Origin of the sequence: Pseudomonas marginalis, from assembly GCF_900105325.1 — a bacterium.
GTDB lineage: Bacteria > Pseudomonadota > Gammaproteobacteria > Pseudomonadales > Pseudomonadaceae > Aquipseudomonas > Aquipseudomonas marginalis.
In genome coordinates this window covers 4,173,488-4,189,204 of sequence record NZ_FNSU01000003.1, presented here as the reverse complement: position 1 = coordinate 4,189,204, position 15,717 = coordinate 4,173,488, and the positions used below count along the sequence as shown (strand labels likewise).

Annotated in this window: 17 protein-coding genes and 1 pseudogene; 13 read left to right on the top strand and 5 right to left on the bottom strand. The window is 61.4% G+C overall.

From position 1 onward, the window contains the following. Positions 1-124 precede the first annotated feature (124 nt). Positions 125-379: a TIGR02647 family protein gene (locus BLW22_RS28890; protein WP_027608325.1), complete on the bottom strand. Its 255-nt coding sequence runs from the start codon at positions 377-379 to the stop codon at positions 125-127. 95 nt (positions 380-474) lie between these two features. Beyond that, positions 475-759 (bottom strand): hypothetical protein, encoded by a 285-nt coding sequence (locus BLW22_RS28885; protein WP_065926681.1) that lies wholly within the window; start codon positions 757-759, stop codon positions 475-477. A 125-nt stretch (positions 760-884) separates the two neighbouring features. Here BLW22_RS28885 and BLW22_RS28880 point away from each other — a divergent pair, with 125 nt between their 5' ends. Beyond that, the gene (locus tag BLW22_RS28880) at positions 885-1,544 is read left to right on the top strand and encodes a glutathione S-transferase family protein (protein WP_074847961.1); all 660 of its coding nucleotides are present in this window, start codon (positions 885-887) and stop codon (positions 1,542-1,544) included. Positions 1,545-1,580: 36 nt separating this feature from the next. On the opposite strand, the gene argH is transcribed toward BLW22_RS28880, so the two are convergent. Beyond that, the gene (gene argH / locus BLW22_RS28875; protein WP_065926679.1) at positions 1,581-2,975 is read right to left on the bottom strand and encodes an argininosuccinate lyase; all 1,395 of its coding nucleotides are present in this window, start codon (positions 2,973-2,975) and stop codon (positions 1,581-1,583) included. Between the two features lie 389 nt (positions 2,976-3,364). On the opposite strand from argH, the pseudogene BLW22_RS36100 reads away from it, so the two are divergent. The 8 genes and pseudogenes from BLW22_RS36100 to BLW22_RS28845 form a co-directional block, all read left to right on the top strand. After that, positions 3,365-3,481 (top strand): annotated as a pseudogene (locus BLW22_RS36100) (sensor histidine kinase); the annotation flags it as partial. Continuing rightward, complete coding sequence (locus tag BLW22_RS28870) at positions 3,478-4,224, top strand: LytR/AlgR family response regulator transcription factor (protein ID WP_065926678.1); 747 nt, start codon at positions 3,478-3,480, stop codon at positions 4,222-4,224. The pseudogene BLW22_RS36100 and the gene BLW22_RS28870, both read left to right, overlap by 4 nt. A gap of 137 nt (positions 4,225-4,361) precedes the next feature. Further along, the gene (gene hemC, locus BLW22_RS28865; RefSeq protein ID WP_065926677.1) at positions 4,362-5,303 is read left to right on the top strand and encodes a hydroxymethylbilane synthase; all 942 of its coding nucleotides are present in this window, start codon (positions 4,362-4,364) and stop codon (positions 5,301-5,303) included. Continuing rightward, complete coding sequence (locus tag BLW22_RS35505; RefSeq protein WP_146484823.1) at positions 5,300-6,058, top strand: uroporphyrinogen-III synthase; 759 nt, start codon at positions 5,300-5,302, stop codon at positions 6,056-6,058. The genes hemC and BLW22_RS35505 overlap by 4 nt, the downstream gene beginning before the upstream one ends. 18 nt (positions 6,059-6,076) lie before the next feature. Then, positions 6,077-7,201, top strand: a complete 1,125-nt coding sequence (locus BLW22_RS35500) for a uroporphyrinogen-III C-methyltransferase (protein WP_065948751.1) — start codon at positions 6,077-6,079, stop codon at positions 7,199-7,201. A 5-nt stretch (positions 7,202-7,206) separates the two neighbouring features. Further along, positions 7,207-8,448, top strand: a complete 1,242-nt coding sequence (locus tag BLW22_RS28855; RefSeq protein WP_065926674.1) for a heme biosynthesis protein HemY — start codon at positions 7,207-7,209, stop codon at positions 8,446-8,448. Positions 8,449-8,684: 236 nt separating this feature from the next. After that, positions 8,685-9,206: a disulfide bond formation protein B gene (locus tag BLW22_RS28850; protein WP_065926673.1), complete on the top strand. Its 522-nt coding sequence runs from the start codon at positions 8,685-8,687 to the stop codon at positions 9,204-9,206. 209 nt (positions 9,207-9,415) lie between these two features. Further along, positions 9,416-9,874: an Rsd/AlgQ family anti-sigma factor gene (locus BLW22_RS28845; RefSeq protein WP_027608335.1), complete on the top strand. Its 459-nt coding sequence runs from the start codon at positions 9,416-9,418 to the stop codon at positions 9,872-9,874. Between the two features lie 52 nt (positions 9,875-9,926). On the opposite strand, the gene BLW22_RS28840 is transcribed toward BLW22_RS28845, so the two are convergent. Next, positions 9,927-10,604 (bottom strand): FKBP-type peptidyl-prolyl cis-trans isomerase, encoded by a 678-nt coding sequence (locus BLW22_RS28840; protein WP_074847959.1) that lies wholly within the window; start codon positions 10,602-10,604, stop codon positions 9,927-9,929. Positions 10,605-10,796: 192 nt separating this feature from the next. On the opposite strand from BLW22_RS28840, the gene BLW22_RS28835 reads away from it, so the two are divergent. Continuing rightward, entirely contained in the window at positions 10,797-11,915 is a 1,119-nt protein-coding gene (locus BLW22_RS28835) for an AlgP family protein (RefSeq protein ID WP_074847957.1), read from the top strand. Here the strand turns inward: BLW22_RS28835 and BLW22_RS28830 are convergent. Continuing rightward, positions 11,912-12,376 (bottom strand): TIGR02444 family protein, encoded by a 465-nt coding sequence (locus BLW22_RS28830; protein ID WP_065926671.1) that lies wholly within the window; start codon positions 12,374-12,376, stop codon positions 11,912-11,914. The two genes, BLW22_RS28835 and BLW22_RS28830, sit on opposite strands and share 4 nt — an antisense overlap. A 50-nt stretch (positions 12,377-12,426) precedes the next feature. On the opposite strand from BLW22_RS28830, the gene BLW22_RS28825 reads away from it, so the two are divergent. From BLW22_RS28825 to BLW22_RS28815, 3 genes are all read left to right on the top strand, one after another. Beyond that, the gene (locus tag BLW22_RS28825; protein WP_065926670.1) at positions 12,427-14,337 is read left to right on the top strand and encodes an ATP-binding cassette domain-containing protein; all 1,911 of its coding nucleotides are present in this window, start codon (positions 12,427-12,429) and stop codon (positions 14,335-14,337) included. Then, positions 14,337-14,909, top strand: coding sequence for a mechanosensitive ion channel family protein (locus BLW22_RS28820; protein WP_003176850.1), 573 nt, complete (start codon positions 14,337-14,339; stop codon positions 14,907-14,909). The genes BLW22_RS28825 and BLW22_RS28820 overlap by 1 nt, the downstream gene beginning before the upstream one ends. A gap of 91 nt (positions 14,910-15,000) precedes the next feature. Further along, complete coding sequence (locus BLW22_RS28815) at positions 15,001-15,633, top strand: LysE family transporter (RefSeq protein WP_027608340.1); 633 nt, start codon at positions 15,001-15,003, stop codon at positions 15,631-15,633. The last annotated feature ends 84 nt before the right edge of the window (positions 15,634-15,717 follow it).

Genomic DNA, 15,717 nt, shown 5'->3' with positions numbered 1-15,717 from the left:
AGGAGTTTACAGCCAGTCGCGTAGGAGGTTTAGAGGGAAATGGTTTTTGACGTCAAAAAGCGGGCCGTTGCACAGCAGTGCCCTCGGAGTCCGCAAGAGCCGGACTCCATGGGCGGTATACGGATCAGGCGGCTTCTTTGGTGTTGGCGGTGCTCAGGATGGTCAGCAGGGTTTGGGCCTGCTCTGCAGCGTCCCGGCCAAGGCTGGTCAGGTAGCCTCCGTCCGGTTGATCGATAAGTCCTTTCGCATGGAGGCGCTTGGCAGCGGCGATGGCAGAGGGAGCGGCGGTCTGATGGACTTTCAGACCTTCCTTGGTGCTGTCCAAGGGGAAGAGTACAAGGATTTCCAGTTCGGCAACCAACTCAGGGGTATACGACATAAGGACTCCAGACTTTCTAAAATTTATTAGAGGCTAGCAGGCCATAAGGTGAACGCACTTTGCCGAACTGTCCAGCGTGTTGCGGTGTGCCGGGATTATTCCTTTTCGGGCGGCAGCTCAGGCAGTGCCCGCAGCGCTGTTTCATACCATTCGGTATTGAATGCGCGGTCATCATCCAGCATCGCGTCGATCTCGAAAGCCAACACATGAGCCATGAGATTCAGGATCTCTTCACGTTCATAGCCCACCAGGGTCAGTTTATTGAAAGTGGCCTTGGCTGCGGGCGGATTGTCGCTTTCGATCTGGTTTTCGATCGCTTCGATCAAGGTGTTTTCGGTGAACTCTTCTTCGTCGCTGTCGATATCGGTCGGCTCGCTCATGGCAGGCTCCTCAAGGAAAGGGCGCCAGTCTACCCCCATTCAGGCAGGTGATGCTGCTGGTCAGGACCGGCCCTGGGATCTATAACTCCTGCAGCCAACCCCGCACACGGCCTGGAGGCTTTGCGATGCTCAAGCTTTACGGATTCCCGGTCAGCAACTACTACAACATGGTGAAACTGGCACTGCTGGAGAAAGGCCTGGCTTTTGAGGAGGTGCCCTTTTATGCCGGGCAAACCCCTGAAGCCCTGGCGGTCAGCCCGCGTGGCAAGGTGCCGGTGCTGGGCGTGAAGCAGGGGTTTATCAACGAAACCAGTGTGATCCTCGAATACATCGAGCACTCCCAGGAAGGCCCGTCGCTGTTGCCGGCCGACCCGTTCCAGCGTGCCCAAGTGCTGGCGTTGTGCAGGGAAATCGAGCTGTACATCGAATTGCCCGCCCGCGCGTGTTTTGCCGAGGCGTTTTTCGGTATGCCGGTGCCGGAGGCGATCAAGGCGAAATCCAGGGCTGAGTTGCTGCTGGGGATCGGCTCTTTAGGCCGTCACGGCAAGTTCGCGCCTTTTGTGGCGGGGGAGGGCTTTACGATTGCGGATCTGTATTTCATGTACAGCGTGAACCTCGCCTGTGCGGTGAGCGAGAAGCTGTTTGGCCTGGACCTGTTGGCTGAATTGCCGGCGGCCAGAGCGTTGCTGGAGCGACTGCATGCCATGCCTAATGCGCAGAAGGTGGCGGCGGACAGGGAGGCCGCGATGCCGGCGTTCATGGCGATGGTTGCGGCCAAAAAATGATCAAATGTGGGAGGGGGTTGCCCCCTCCCACCTTTTTCAGCGGCTGGCGAGCAGGGCCTGGCCGCGAGCGACTGCAGCCTTCACCTGTGCCGGCGCGGTACCGCCCACGTGGTTACGGGCATTCACCGAGCCTTCCAGGGTCAACACGGCAAACACGTCCTGTTCGATCTGGTCACTGAACTGGCGCAGCTCTTCCAGGCTCATTTCCGCCAGGTCCTTGCCGGTGTCGACGCCGTATTTCACCGCATGGCCAACGATCTCGTGACAGTCGCGGAACGGCAGGCCACGGCGTACCAGGTAGTCCGCCAGGTCAGTCGCCGTGGAGAAACCGCGCAGGGCCGCTTCACGCATGATCGCGTGCTTGGGCTTGATCGCCGGGATCATGTCGGCAAACGCGCGCAGCGAGTCGCGCAGGGTGTCGGCGGCATCGAACAGCGGTTCCTTGTCTTCCTGGTTGTCCTTGTTGTAGGCCAAAGGCTGGCCTTTCATCAGGGTCAGCAGGCCCATCAGTGCGCCGAATACACGGCCGCTCTTGCCACGCACCAGTTCGGGCACGTCGGGGTTTTTCTTTTGCGGCATGATCGAGCTGCCGGTGCAGAAGCGATCCGGCAGGTCGATGAACTGGAATTGCGCACTGGTCCACAGCACCAGCTCTTCGGAGAACCGCGACAGGTGCATCATCGCGATGCTGGCGGCGGCGCAGAATTCGATGGCGAAGTCGCGGTCGGACACGCCGTCCAGGGAATTGCCGCCGACGGCGTCGAAACCCAGCAGTTGTGCGGTGTACTCACGGTCGATCGGGTAGGTGGTGCCGGCCAGGGCTGCGCTGCCGAGCGGCATGCGGTTGGCGCGCTTGCGGCAATCCACCAGGCGCTCGTAGTCGCGGCTGAGCATCTCGAACCAGGCCAGCAGGTGGTGGCCGAAGGTCACGGGTTGTGCGGTTTGCAGGTGGGTGAAGCCAGGCATGATGGTGTCCGCCTCACGCTCGGCCTGCTCCAGCAAGCCTTTCTGCAAGCGGGTGATTTCGGCCAGGATCAGGTCGATTTCATCGCGCAGCCACAGGCGGATGTCGGTGGCCACCTGGTCGTTACGGCTACGACCGGTGTGCAGTTTCTTGCCGGTCACACCGATACGGTCGGTGAGACGGGCCTCGATGTTCATGTGCACGTCTTCCAGGTCGACACGCCAGTCGAACGTACCGGCTTCGATCTCACCACGGATGGTGGTCAGGCCATCGATGATGCTGTCGCGCTCTGCGTCGGTCAGCACGCCGACCTTGGCCAGCATCGTCGCGTGGGCTATGGAGCCCATGATGTCGTGGCGGTACAGGCGCTGGTCAAAGGTGACGGAGGCGGTGAAGCGGGCGACGAAGGCGTCGACGGGTTCACTGAAGCGGCCGCCCCAGGACTGGTTGGTCTTGTCGGTGCTCATGGGTTCGCTCGTGGTCTGCTTATTAAGAGGCATGAAAGTGTGCCGGCGATAATAACAGGGTTGCCCTTGGAGGCGGTGCCGCGGGTCGTCGGCATTTTTATTTGTGCAAAGGATGGCTAAGTGCCTTGCCGCCGACCGCGTCCGGGACGAGACTGGAGACAGGTGCTTATTGATACGATATTTGACGATTGAGCAATATCGTCTCGGCGAGCGTCTACAGTTGGACTGATAGTGTGTGAATGCACCAAAGTCGGGTAATGCGGTCAGAGCCTGACTATCCATTTAAAAGGGGGGTATTCGGATTGTGTATCAGCAAACCCTACGACGATGCCCGAAGGCAGCAGGTCTTGGGCGCTATTGAACAGGTCCGGGTAAATATGGGTGCCGCTGTCAGGGCACTTTTTGCCGCTCGCGCTAGTCTTAGCGTGGATCGCTGTGACGCAAGTCACCGCACCTGTCTACGCTATCCTTGTGCGAGACTCACGCAGGAATCCAGCGCTATATGAATGTCCTGATCGTTGATGACGAACCCCAAGCCCGCGAGCGACTGAGCCGTTTGGTCAGTGAACTCGAGGGTTATACAGTCCTTGAACCGAGTGCCACCAGCGGCGAGGAGGCGTTGACGTTGATCGACAGCCTCAAGCCGGACGTGGTGTTGCTCGATATCCGCATGCCGGGCCTCGATGGCCTGCAAGTGGCTGCCCGCCTGAGTGAGCGCGAATCGCCACCTGCCGTGGTGTTGTGTGCCGCGCAAGAAGAGTTTGCCGCGCAGACACTGGAAGCCAGTGGTGTCAGCTTCGTAGTCAAGCCAGTGACTGCCGAGGCCTTGCTCAGGGCCCTGAAGAAAGCCGAACGTCCCAACCGCGCCCAACTCGCTGCCCTGACCCAGCCGGCCGCCCAAAGCGGCAACGGGCCGCGCAGCCATATCAGCGCCCGCACACGCAAAGGCATCGAGTTGATCCCCTTGGACCAGGTGGTCTACTTCATTGCCGATCACAAGTACGTGACCCTGCGGCATGAGGCTGGCGAAGTGTTGCTCGATGAGCCGCTCAAGGCCCTTGAGGATGAGTTCGGTGACCGCTTCGTGCGAATCCACCGGAACGCGCTGGTGGCCCGTGAGCGAATCGAGCGCCTGCAGCGCACGCCCCTCGGGCACTTTCAGTTATTCCTCAAAGGGCTTAACGGGGATGCGTTGATCGTCAGCCGGCGCCATGTCGCCGGCGTGCGCAAGATGATGCAGCAGCTTTAGCCCGAGGGTTTTGGCAAGCCTGCATTCATTATCCCGGTGCGACGTGGCCAGGGAGGCCCCGCACTTGCTGATTCAAATCAAAGCGTATTTGCCTGAGCTGTTATTATCTGCCGTATCTATTCAGTACGGATTGATCCATGTCCTCTCGCGAAATCCGCATCGCCACCCGTAAAAGCGCCCTGGCCTTGTGGCAGGCCGAATACGTCAAAGCACGCCTTGAGCAGGCCCATCCCGGCCTCAAGGTGACCCTGGTGCCCATGGTCAGTCGCGGCGACAAGCTGCTCGACTCGCCGCTGTCGAAGATCGGCGGCAAGGGCCTGTTCGTCAAGGAACTGGAAACCGCGCTGCTGGAAAACGAAGCCGACATCGCTGTGCACTCAATGAAAGACGTGCCCATGGACTTCCCCGAAGGCCTGGGCCTGTTTTGCATCTGTGAGCGTGAAGACCCGCGTGACGCCTTCGTTTCCAATACCTTTGCGTCTTTGGATGACCTGCCCCTGGGCAGCATTGTCGGTACCTCCAGCCTGCGTCGCCAGGCACAGCTGTTGACCCGTCGTCCGGACCTGCAGATTCGCTTCCTGCGCGGCAACGTCAACACCCGCCTGGCCAAGCTCGATGCCGGTGAGTATGACGCGATCATCCTCGCCGCCGCCGGCCTGATCCGTTTGGGCTTCGAAGACCGCATCACCTCGGCCATCAGCGTCGAAGACAGCCTGCCTGCTGGCGGGCAAGGCGCCGTGGGCATCGAATGCCGCACTGCCGACCGTGAAATCCACGCGTTGCTCAACCCCCTGGATCACTACGAGACCGAAGTGCGTGTCACGGCCGAACGCGCCCTGAACAAGCACCTCAACGGTGGCTGCCAGGTGCCGATCGCCTGCTACGCCGTGCTCGAAGGTGAAAACCTGTGGCTGCGTGGCCTGGTTGGGGATCCGGATGGGGGCACTCTGCTGACTGCTGAAATCCGTGGTCCGCAGCGTGACGCCATCGCCCTGGGTGTCCAGGTGGCTGAAGAGCTGCTGGACAAGGGCGCTGGCGCCATTCTGCAAAAAGTCTACGGCGAGGCCGGCCCGCAGTGACCGGTTGGCGCGTGCTGCTGACACGGCCTGCCGAGGAGTCGGCGGCCCTGGCGGCGGCGTTGTCCGAAGCCGGTATCTTCAGCAGCAGCTTGCCTTTGCTGGACATCGAACCGTTACCCGTTACCCCCGAACAACAGGCCGTCTTCGGTGATCTTGGCCGCTACTGTGCAGTGATCGTGGTGAGCAAACCGGCCGCGCGGCTTGCCGTGCAGCAGTTGGATCAAGCCTGGCCGCAACTGCCGTGGTTCAGCGTCGGTGCGGCCACCGCGCAGGTCCTGGCTGATCACGGCCTTCCCGTTCACTATCCCCAAACCGGCGACGACAGCGAGGCCTTGCTTCAATTGCCTGCGTTGCGCGAGGCTATCGCACGGCCCGGTGCGCGGGTGTTGATCCTGCGCGGCGAGGGGGGGCGGGAACTGCTGGCTGAGCGTTTGCGCGAGCAAGGTGCTAGTGTCGACTACTTGGAGTTGTATCGTCGTTTCCTTCCGGCCTACGACACCGGTGTACTGACCCGGCACATCCAGTTGGAACGCTTGAACGGCCTGGTGGTCAGCAGTGGGCAGGGTTTTTTGCACCTGCAGGTCCTGGCCGGATCCGATTGGCCACAGGTGGCGCAGCTGCCGTTGTTCGTGCCCAGCCCGCGAGTCGCCGAGATGGCGCGGGCCGCTGGCGCAGAAAAAGTTGTGGATTGTCGCGGCGCGAGTGCCGCGGCTTTGTTAGTGGCGTTACGGCGTCATGCCGTTCCCACTCTCTGATACGCAAAGGACGGATACGTGAGCGAAACAGCCTTGCCTAAAGATGAAACCCAACCCGCACTTGATGCGCCGGTTGAGTCACCGGTCACCGCGCCGCGCCGCGGCAATGGCCTGGCAGTTGTCGCCCTGCTGCTTGGCGCTGCGGGTGTTGCCGCCGGCGGTTGGGGTCTCTGGCAGGTTCGTGCCCTGCAAGCCAGCAGCCAGCACCAACTGGGTCAAGTGCAGACCCTGGATGACCAATCCCAGGCCCTCAAGCAAAGCCAGCAACAACTGGCTGCACGCCTGGCGCAACTGCCGGGTGCGGATGAGCTTGAGGAGCGCCGTCGGCTGGTGGCCCAGTTGCAGGGTGACCAGCAGCGCTTGAGCCAGCGCCTGGAAACCGTGCTGGGTGCCAGCCGCAAGGATTGGCGCCTGGCTGAGGCCGAGCACCTGATTCGCCTGGCGAGTTTGCGCTTGTCTGCCTTGCAAGACATCAACAGCGCCCAGGCCCTCGTCCAGGGCGCCGACGAGATTCTTCGCGAGCAAAGCGATCCGGGCTCCTACGCTGCCCGCGAGCAGCTGGCCAAGAGCCTTGCCGCGTTGCGCAGTACTGAGCAGCCGGATCGCACCGGGCTGTATCTGCAATTGGCGGCCTTGCGTGATCAGGTCGTGCAACTGGCGGCCATTGCCCCTGAGTATCAACTGACCGAGCCCGCATCCCAGGGGCGTCCGAGCACCGATACGGACAGCCGTTGGAGCCAGTGGTGGGAGCAGATTTCCCGTTACTTCCGCATCGACTTCAACCCCGACGACAACATTCGTCCACTGCTCGCCGGTCAAGGCCTGAACCAGGTACGCCTGGCCCTCAGCCTGGCCCTGGAGCAAGCACAATGGGCGGCGCTCAATGGTGAATCGGCGGTGTACAGCCGCTCCCTGGGTGAGGCTCGCAGCGTGTTGCAGGACAACTTCAACCAGGACAACCCGCAGAGCAAGGCGATGCTGGCGCGTATCGCCGAGCTTGAGCCCAAGGCTGTCTCGGTGGTGACCCCGGACCTGGCGGCGAGCCTGGCTGCGGTGCAGGCGTACCTCGAACGTCGTCATCTGTCTGCTGACGAAGCCAAGGCGGCATCCACGCCGGCGGCCACGTCGGCGAAGCAGGAGTAGAGCCGATGAAGCGTTTCTATGTGATCCTGGTGCTGGCGATTGCAATCGCCCTGGCACTGGCCGTGGGCATTTCGAAACACACCGGCTACGTGCTGATTACCTATCCTCATGTGCTGCACTACGAGTCGAGCCTATGGGCTACCGTGGTGGCGGTGTTTGTCTTCGCCCTGGCTATCTACTTGATCCGCGTATTGCTGAGCCTGGTCACCACCTCGGGTGGCGTGGTCAACCCGTGGTCACGACGTAACCGCAGTCGCCGCGTGCAGATCGCCATTGAGCAGGGCCAGATGGACCTCGCCGAAGGCCGTTGGGCCAGTGCCGAACGTCACCTGCACCGTGCCGCCGAAGCCGAGCGCCAGCCATTGCTGTACTACCTGGGCGCGGCCCGGGCGGCGAATGAGCAGGGCCGTTATGAAGAGTCGGACGGTTTGCTCGAGCGCGCCCTGGAGCGTCAGCCCCAGGCCGAGCTGGCGGTTGCCTTGAGCCATGCGCAGTTGCAATTGGACCGTGGCGATACTGACGGCGCGCTCACCACCTTGCAGGCCATGCACGAGCGTCATCCCCACAACGGCCAAGTGCTGCGCCAATTGCAGCGTCTGCACCAGCAGCGTGGCGACTGGTCGTCGGTAATCCGCCTGTTGCCGGAGCTGCGCAAGGATAAGGTACTGCCCGCCGGCGAATTGGCCGAATTGGAGCGGCGTGCCTGGGGGGAGAACCTGAGCCTGGCGGCCCAGCGCGAAGAGCAGGGCGAAGCCGGCCTGCAGTCTCTTGAGCGGGCCTGGCAACAGCTCACTTCCGCCCAGCGCCAGGAGCCGCAACTGGTCCTGGCCTATGCCGAGCAACTGCGTCAATTGGGCGCCGATGCCAAGGCGGAGGAGGCGTTGCGCGGTGCCATCAAGCGCGGCTACGACAGCCACCTGATTCGTCTCTACGGCCTGCTGCGCGGCAGTGATCCTGCCCGGCAATTGAAGTTTGCCGAGGGCTGGCTAAAGGACCACCCGGGCGATGCCAGCCTGTTGTTGACATTGGGTCGTCTGTGCCTGCAAAACAGCCTGTGGGGCAAGGCGCGTGATTACCTGGAAAGCAGCCTGCAGGTGCAACGTAATCCCGAGGCCTGTGCCGAACTGGCGCGGCTGTTGGCGCAGTTGGGCGACACCGAGCGCAGCAACCAGTTGTTCCAGGAAGGCCTGGGCTTATTGGATAACCGCTTGCTGGCGTCTCCGCTGCCAGTTCCTGCCCGAGTTTGATGCAGGAAGAAGTCTAGGGTTGGCTCAGATATTTCTGATGACCAGCCCTTCAATGCTGCGCATATGCCGGCCCTGAGGGGCTTTGAAGCAAACTCCTACGTTCATGCGCTTCAAGTCTTCCATTCTCTGACGGGATGTCCCTACGTTCTCACGGAATCGTCTGCTCTGGCGCGTATTGAAAGGGGTCAGGCCTTTCCTCTAACGTAACGACCTATCTCTCGCGATGCGGATAAAGCATGTCTTTGGCCCCTTCACGCTCCTTGTTTTTCCTTGCGTTCATGGCGGGTGCGCTGACGTTGGGTGCGTCCTTCTATCTTGAGTTCGGTGCCTCGTTACGCCCTTGTTTCCTGTGCCAGATGCAACGGGCCTTTCTGGCTGCCTTCACGCTGATCAATCTGGTCGCCGCTATCCACAACCCCAGGCGTTCCACTTTTTACTTGTACGGGTTTACGAGCATGGTCTGTGCGTTGCTGGGTGCCATCACCGCCGTACGCCAGGTGCTGCTGCAAAATGCCGCAGCGGATCAGGCCGCCGATTGCTGGCCCAGTCTCAGTCACATGCTCGAGAACCTGTCGCTGTGGCAGGCGTTGCAATTGACGGTCGAAGGCACGGTCGATTGTATGGAAATAAGCTGGACGCTATTTGACCTGAGCCTTCCCGAGTGGAGCCTGTTGTTCTTCCTGGGCATGTTGATCCTCGGTGTCATGCAATTTTCCCGACTGTTCTTGAGCCGTCCGTTGCGCTCAGCGGGCCACTGATCGGAGGCCGCAGTTTGTAGGACGGGATTAAACACTTGTATGAACTTTCTCTCCTGCGTACCTTGAAGCCATAGTCATGGGGGCATAATCTGGCCCGCACGCGTTATTGAAACCGTTTGTCAGACGCGGCCTTGTCCCGCTGCTGTTTTATCCTTGAAGTGTTGCGCGGGCATCAGGCGGCAGCGCCCCTATAGGGAAGAGAGATCATCATGCTGGAAAGTTGTCAGAATGCTCAGGAACGCTGGGGTGGGGTGCACAAGCTGATCGACAGCTGGTTGAAGGCACGTCACGAACTGGTTCGGGCCTTTGATGCTCTTGGCGCCAAGCCCGAGGCCCTGGCTGAGAATCGCAAGCCGTTGCAGGAGTTCTGTGAAGTGTTGGTGGACTATGTGTCTGCTGGCCATTTCGGTGTCTACGAGCAGTTGACCAAAGAGGCGGAAGCCTTCGATGATAAGCGTGGTCTGGAACTGGCCGAGACCCTTTACCCGCGTATCGATGTCATCACTGAGAAACTGCTGGCGTTCACCGACCTGTGTGATGCCGGCCAGTGCGTTGCTGAGAAATTCAAGGAGTTGGGTGGCCTGCTCCATGAGCGTTTCGAACTGGAAGATTGCCTGATCGAAGTGCTCCACAACGCCCATAAGGAAGAAGCTGTCCCCCAGGCCTGACCTTTGCGGGCGAGATAAGAACGGTGCGCATGGCGCACCGTTTTTTATTGGCTCAATGACGGGTGCCGAGTAATTCGATCTCGAATACCAGTGGCGTATACGGCGGGATCAGCTCGCCGGCACCGTCGCCTCCATAGGCTTGGGCCGATGGGATCACGAGGCGCCATTTGGCCCCGACCGGCATCTGCTGCAACGCGCTGCTCCAGCCGCTGATCACACTGTCCAGGCGAAACCACTGGGGTTGTGTGCTCTGATCGAAGACCGTGCCATCGGGCAATCGTCCAACGTAGTTCACCTGGACCTGATCATTCGCGCCAGGCTTGTTACCAGTGCCGGGTGTCAGTTCCGTGAGCAGGATGCCATCGGCCAACTCGCGCACCCCTTTCACGGCTTTTTCCCTGGTTAAAAACTGCTGCTCGGCGGCGAGCGCCTTTTCGCTTTTAGGCGCTTGGGCGTCGGCTTCGGCCTGCGCTTCGTGCTCGGCAAGAATCTGTTCGATGCGCGTGTTATCCAACGCCAGCGGCTTGCCTTGATAGGCTTGCTTGAGGCCGTCGATCAAGGCCTGGATCTGCAGGTCCGGGACTTCCTGGCGCAGGCGCTCACCGAGGCTGGCGCCCAGGCTGTAGGCGAGGTCGTGCTGGTCTTGGGGCGTGGTTTTTGACGGTGATTGCTCGCTCGCATTGGCCGTGGAAATCGCCAGGCCCAGCACAAGGAAAAGGTAACGCAACATGGGCATTCTCCTGCCGAAAGTGCGACGGATTATGCCAGTGCGAGTGCGTAAAAAGTGCCGCGTGTTTTCGTTATATCGATAAGAATTTTCGCACGTTGCAACGCAACGCAAACGATACTGTCAACATGCCCTAGCGGCGGTAAGAGCAGAGGGCTAGTATGAGCCGCACCCACGTCAGCCAGGAGGTAAACCATGTCGGCCAAACAGAAGCCTGTAAATACCCCGTTGCATTTACTCCAACAATTGTCGGGCAGCTTGCTCGAACATCTGGAAAGCGCATGTTCCCAAGCGTTGGCCGATGCAGAAAAACTGCTCGCCAAGCTGGAAAAACAACGCGGTAAAGCGCAAGAAAAGCTGCACAAATCCCGCACCAAACTGCAAGACGCCGCCACTGCCGGCAAGGCCAAGGCACAAGCCAAAGCCAAAGACGCGGTAAAAGAACTCGAAGACCTGCTGGATGCTCTCAAGGATCGTCAAGCTGAAACCCGCACCTACATTTCCCAACTCAAAAAAGATGCTCAAGAAAGCCTGAAACTGGCCCAGGGCGTTGGTCGTGTGAAGGAAGCCGTAGCTAAAGTGCTGGGTGCCCGTGCTCCGGCTAAAGCGCCAGCCAAGCCAGCGGCTAAAACCGCTGTTGCAAAACCAGCCGTGAAGCCAGCGACCAAAACTGCTGCTGCAAAGCCAGCCGTGAAGCCAGCGACCAAAACTGCTGCTGCAAAGCCAGCCGCGAAGCCAGTTGCTAAAACCGCTGCTGCGAAACCAGCCGCGAAGCCAGTTGCTAAAACCGCTGCTGCGAAACCAGCCGCGAAGCCAGTTGCTAAAACCGCTGCTGCGAAACCAGCCGCGAAGCCAGTTGCTAAAACCGCTGCTGCGAAACCAGCCGCGAAGCCAGCGGCTAAAACCGCTGCTGCGAAACCAGCCGCGAAGCCAGTTGCTAAAACCGCTGCTGCGAAACCAGCCGCGAAGCCAGCGGCTAAAACCGCTACTGCGAAACCAGCCGCGAAGCCAGTTGCTAAAACCGCTGCTGCAAAGCCGGCCGCGAAGCCAGTTGCTAAAACCACTGCCGCCAAACCAGCCGCCAAACCTACTGCTGCAAAACCGGCTGCAAAGCCAGCCGCCAAGCCAACTGCAAAGCCTGCTGCTGCAAAGCCAGCCGCCAAGCCAGTTGCAAAGCCTGCTGCTGCGAAACCAGCACCGGCCAAGCCAGCAGCACCTGCTGCTACCCCGGCAGCGACCACCGCTCCAACCGCATCGGCCAGCAGCACCCCTGCACCGGTAGCGCCAAGCACCACCCCAACCAGCGCCTCCTAAGTGCCGGTGATCATGACGCGCAGCTGCTGCAGCGCGTCATGGTCAAGGTTGGCGGCATCCTCAGCCGCCAGTCCTTCCAACCACCGCGGTTGAGTCATCTCCCCTTTCGGCCATGCCTGCGTCAACGCTTCCAGGCGCGTCAGCAATTGCCGTTCGGCATCCAGTTCCAGGGCTTTGACCCGCTCGCGCAGCGCCGCCAGTTGCTCATCCTGCTGCACCTTGGCACGCCATTGCACACGCAACTGCCGCAAGGGTTCGATCACCTGCGCCTGCCACGGCCGGGCCAGCTGTTGCAGGGTGCGCATACGCTCCGGCTCAAGTGCCACGCCCCGCTGTTCCAGCCACGCGCCGCAGAGCAACAGGCACACGTCCGCCCCTTGCTCCTGCAAGCGCAGGCAGGCGGCTTCGACGCCCGGGCGGGCGTAAGTCGAGAGAGCAAAGCTCCACAGGTCAGCGTTCATATTCACACCCAAGCCAGCGGCCAACGAAGCTGGTAGACTCCGCCGCCATTATGATCCGACTTCAAAGCCTAACATTACAGCGTGGCCCGCAACGTCTTCTCGAAGACGCCGAGCTGACCCTGCACGCCGGTCACAAAGCCGGCCTGATCGGTGCCAACGGCGCCGGCAAATCCACGTTGTTCGCCCTGTTGCTGGGTGAGCTGACCCCGGATTCCGGGGACTGCTTGCTGCCGGCCGACTGGCGCATCGCCCATATGCGCCAGGAGATCGACACCCTGGACCGCATCGCGATCGACTACGTGCTCGATGGCGACCTGCGCCTGCGCCAGGTGCAGCACGACCTGGCCGAGGCCGAGAAAGCCCAGGACGGCGCCGCCCAGGCCCGCCTGCACGCGGAACTCGACAGCGCCGACGGCTACACCGCCGACGCCCGCGCCCGCAAGATGCTTGCCGGTCTTGGCTTCACCAACGAACAGATGGATCGTCCGGTCGCCGACTTCTCCGGTGGCTGGCGCATGCGCCTTAATCTGGCCCAGGCGCTGATGTGCCCCTCGGACCTGCTGCTGCTCGACGAACCGACCAACCACTTGGACCTCGATGCGATCCTGTGGCTGGAGGACTTCCTCAAGAGCTATCAGGGCACCTTGCTGCTGATTTCCCACGACCGGGACTTCCTCGACGCCGTGGTCGACAACATTGCCCACGTCGAACAGAAGAAGATCACGCTCTACCGTGGCGGCTACACCGCGTTCGAACGGGCGCGTGCCGAGCGCCTGGCCCAGCAGCAGCAGGCGTTCGAGAAGCAGCAGGCGCAGCGCGCGCACATGGAAAGCTACATCGCCCGGTTCAAGGCCCAGGCCACCAAGGCCCGCCAGGCCCAGAGCCGGATCAAGGCCCTGGAGCGCATGGAAGAACTGTCGGCGGCCCACGTCGATTCGCCGTTCGACTTTGTGTTCCGCGAATCGGTGAAAATCTCCAGCCCGTTGCTGGACCTCTCGGATGCCCGCCTGGGGTATGGCGAGAAAACCATCCTGGAGAAGGTCAAGCTGCAGCTCACCCCAGGTGCGCGCATCGGTTTGCTCGGCCCGAACGGCGCGGGCAAGTCGACGCTGATCAAGAACCTGTCGGGCGAGCTGCAACCCCTGGCCGGTCGTTTGACCCGTGGCGAGAACCTGGTGGTGGGCTACTTCGCCCAGCATCAGTTGGACTCCCTCGACGCCAAGGCCAGCCCGTTGCTGCACCTGCAACGCCTGGCGCCGACCGAGCGCGAGCAAACCCTGCGCGACTTCCTCGGTGGCTTTGACTTCCGTGGCGCGCGCATCGATGAGCCGGTGCTGAACTTCTCCGGCGGCGAAAAAGCCCGCCTGGCCCTGGCGTTGATTGCCTGGGACCGCCCGAACCTGCTGCTGCTCGACGAACCGACCAACCACCTCGACCTGGAAATGCGCCTGGCGCTGACCATGGCCTTGCAGGAGTTCAGCGGTGCGGTCCTGGTGGTGTCTCACGATCGCCACTTGCTCAAGAGCACCACCGACAACTTCCTGCTGGTAGCGGATGGCAAGGTCGAAGAGTTCGACGGCGACCTGGACGACTACGCCCGTTGGCTCACGGACTACCGCCTGCGCAATGCGCCGGTCAGCAACACCCCGGTCAACCCGGACAAGACCGATAAGAAAGCCCAGCGCCAGGCCGCTGCCGCACTGCGCCAGCAGTTGGCGCCGCACAAGCGCGAAGCCGACAAGCTTGAGGCCGAGTTGGGCAAAGTGCACGAGCGCCTGGCCAAGATCGAAGCCAGCCTGGGCGACAGCGCCGTGTACGAGGCTGCGCGCAAGGATGAGCTGCGCGACCTGCTGGCCGAACAGGCCAGGCTCAAGGTGCGCGAAGGGCAATTGGAGGAAACCTGGATGGAAGCCCTCGAACTGCTGGAAACCCTGCAAGCGGAGCTGGAGGCGCTGTCCTGATGGAAGCCTTGCAACTGCCGTTGCCTGCGCAATGGATCGAGCCTGTATGGATCGGCGTGCAAATCCTGCTGATCCTGCTGGCCGGCTACCTCGCCCAGCGGTTTGTCGCCAAGGGCCTGACGCGCCTGGGTGAGCGCTACCCGTTTCCGCCACAACTGCTGATGCCCCTGCGTGGCGGATTGCGCTGGCTGATCATGGGCAGTGCGTTGATCTTTGTGCTGGGCCGGCTGGGTGTGTCCGCCACGGTGTTGTGGACCGCGCTGTCGGGGTTTGTCGCAGTGGCGGCAGTGGCGTTCTTCGCCATGTGGTCGGTGTTGTCCAACCTGCTGTGTGCGATCCTGATCTTTACCGTCGGACCGTTTCGCCTCGGTGACATCGTCGAGTTGGTGGATACCGTCGACAAGCCCGGCGTGAAGGGCAGGGTAGTGGCGATCAACTTGCTCTACACCACACTGATCGAAGTGGAAGCGGCAGGCACCGACAGCGCCATCGTACAGGTGCCTAACAGCCTGTTCTTCCAGCGCTCGGTGCGGCGTTGGCCCGGCACCCATGTGTTCCCTGGCGACCGCTAGCATTTACCGCGTGTAAAAATCTATAGCCAGCCTCTGCTCGGCGGAGTTAGCTTAAGGCCCGACAATCGCTGACTCTTCCCCGAGGTGTGCTATGGCACTCGACACGTGGCTGGCCTTTTTCCTGGCCAGTTGGATCATCTCCCTTTCCCCTGGCGCCGGCGCCATCGCTTCGATGTCCAGCGGCCTGCAATACGGCTTCCTGCGCGGTTACTGGAACGCCATTGGCCTGCAACTGGGCCTGGCCATGCAGATTGCCGTGGTAGCGGGCGGTTTGGGTGCCATTCTGGCGGCGTCGTCGACCGCGTTCTATGCGATCAAGTGGTTTGGCGTGGCGTACCTGGTGTACCTGGCCGTCAAGCAATGGCGTGCCTTGCCCATGGACATGGCCGATGACGCGGCGATACGCCCGCTCGGCAAGCCGATGGCGATGATGTTCCGTGGTTTCCTGGTCAACGCCAGCAACCCCAAGGCCCTGGTGTTCATGCTGGCGGTGCTGCCGCAGTTCGTGAATCCCCAGGCGCCGTTGCTGGTCCAGTACCTGATCATCGGTGCGACGATGATCAGCGTCGATATGATCGTGATGGCGGGGTACACGGGGTTGGCGTCGAAAGTCTTGCGCCTGTTGCGCACGCCTAAGCAGCAGAAGCGTGTGAACCGCACGTTTGCCGGCTTGTTCGTGGGGGCTGCGGGTTTCCTGGCCAGCTTGCATCGCGCAACGGCGTAAACCTCGGTACCTCTGAAGAAACCGAGTTAAAAGTGTGGGAGGGGGCTTGCTCCCGATGGCGGTGTCTCAGTTACAGCTAAGCTG

Coding starts and splice junctions, on each gene's coding strand:
- BLW22_RS28890 (WP_027608325.1), bottom strand. CDS start 379: ATGTCGTATACCCCTGAGTTGGTTGCCGAACTGGAAATCCTTGTACTC.
- BLW22_RS28885 (WP_065926681.1), bottom strand. CDS start 759: ATGAGCGAGCCGACCGATATCGACAGCGACGAAGAAGAGTTCACCGAA.
- BLW22_RS28880 (WP_074847961.1), top strand. CDS start 885: ATGCTCAAGCTTTACGGATTCCCGGTCAGCAACTACTACAACATGGTG.
- argH (WP_065926679.1), bottom strand. CDS start 2,975: ATGAGCACCGACAAGACCAACCAGTCCTGGGGCGGCCGCTTCAGTGAA.
- BLW22_RS28870 (WP_065926678.1), top strand. CDS start 3,478: ATGAATGTCCTGATCGTTGATGACGAACCCCAAGCCCGCGAGCGACTG.
- hemC (WP_065926677.1), top strand. CDS start 4,362: ATGTCCTCTCGCGAAATCCGCATCGCCACCCGTAAAAGCGCCCTGGCC.
- BLW22_RS28855 (WP_065926674.1), top strand. CDS start 7,207: ATGAAGCGTTTCTATGTGATCCTGGTGCTGGCGATTGCAATCGCCCTG.
- BLW22_RS28850 (WP_065926673.1), top strand. CDS start 8,685: ATGTCTTTGGCCCCTTCACGCTCCTTGTTTTTCCTTGCGTTCATGGCG.
- BLW22_RS28845 (WP_027608335.1), top strand. CDS start 9,416: ATGCTGGAAAGTTGTCAGAATGCTCAGGAACGCTGGGGTGGGGTGCAC.
- BLW22_RS28840 (WP_074847959.1), bottom strand. CDS start 10,604: ATGTTGCGTTACCTTTTCCTTGTGCTGGGCCTGGCGATTTCCACGGCC.
- BLW22_RS28835 (WP_074847957.1), top strand. CDS start 10,797: ATGTCGGCCAAACAGAAGCCTGTAAATACCCCGTTGCATTTACTCCAA.
- BLW22_RS28830 (WP_065926671.1), bottom strand. CDS start 12,376: ATGAACGCTGACCTGTGGAGCTTTGCTCTCTCGACTTACGCCCGCCCG.
- BLW22_RS28825 (WP_065926670.1), top strand. CDS start 12,427: ATGATCCGACTTCAAAGCCTAACATTACAGCGTGGCCCGCAACGTCTT.
- BLW22_RS28820 (WP_003176850.1), top strand. CDS start 14,337: ATGGAAGCCTTGCAACTGCCGTTGCCTGCGCAATGGATCGAGCCTGTA.
- BLW22_RS28815 (WP_027608340.1), top strand. CDS start 15,001: ATGGCACTCGACACGTGGCTGGCCTTTTTCCTGGCCAGTTGGATCATC.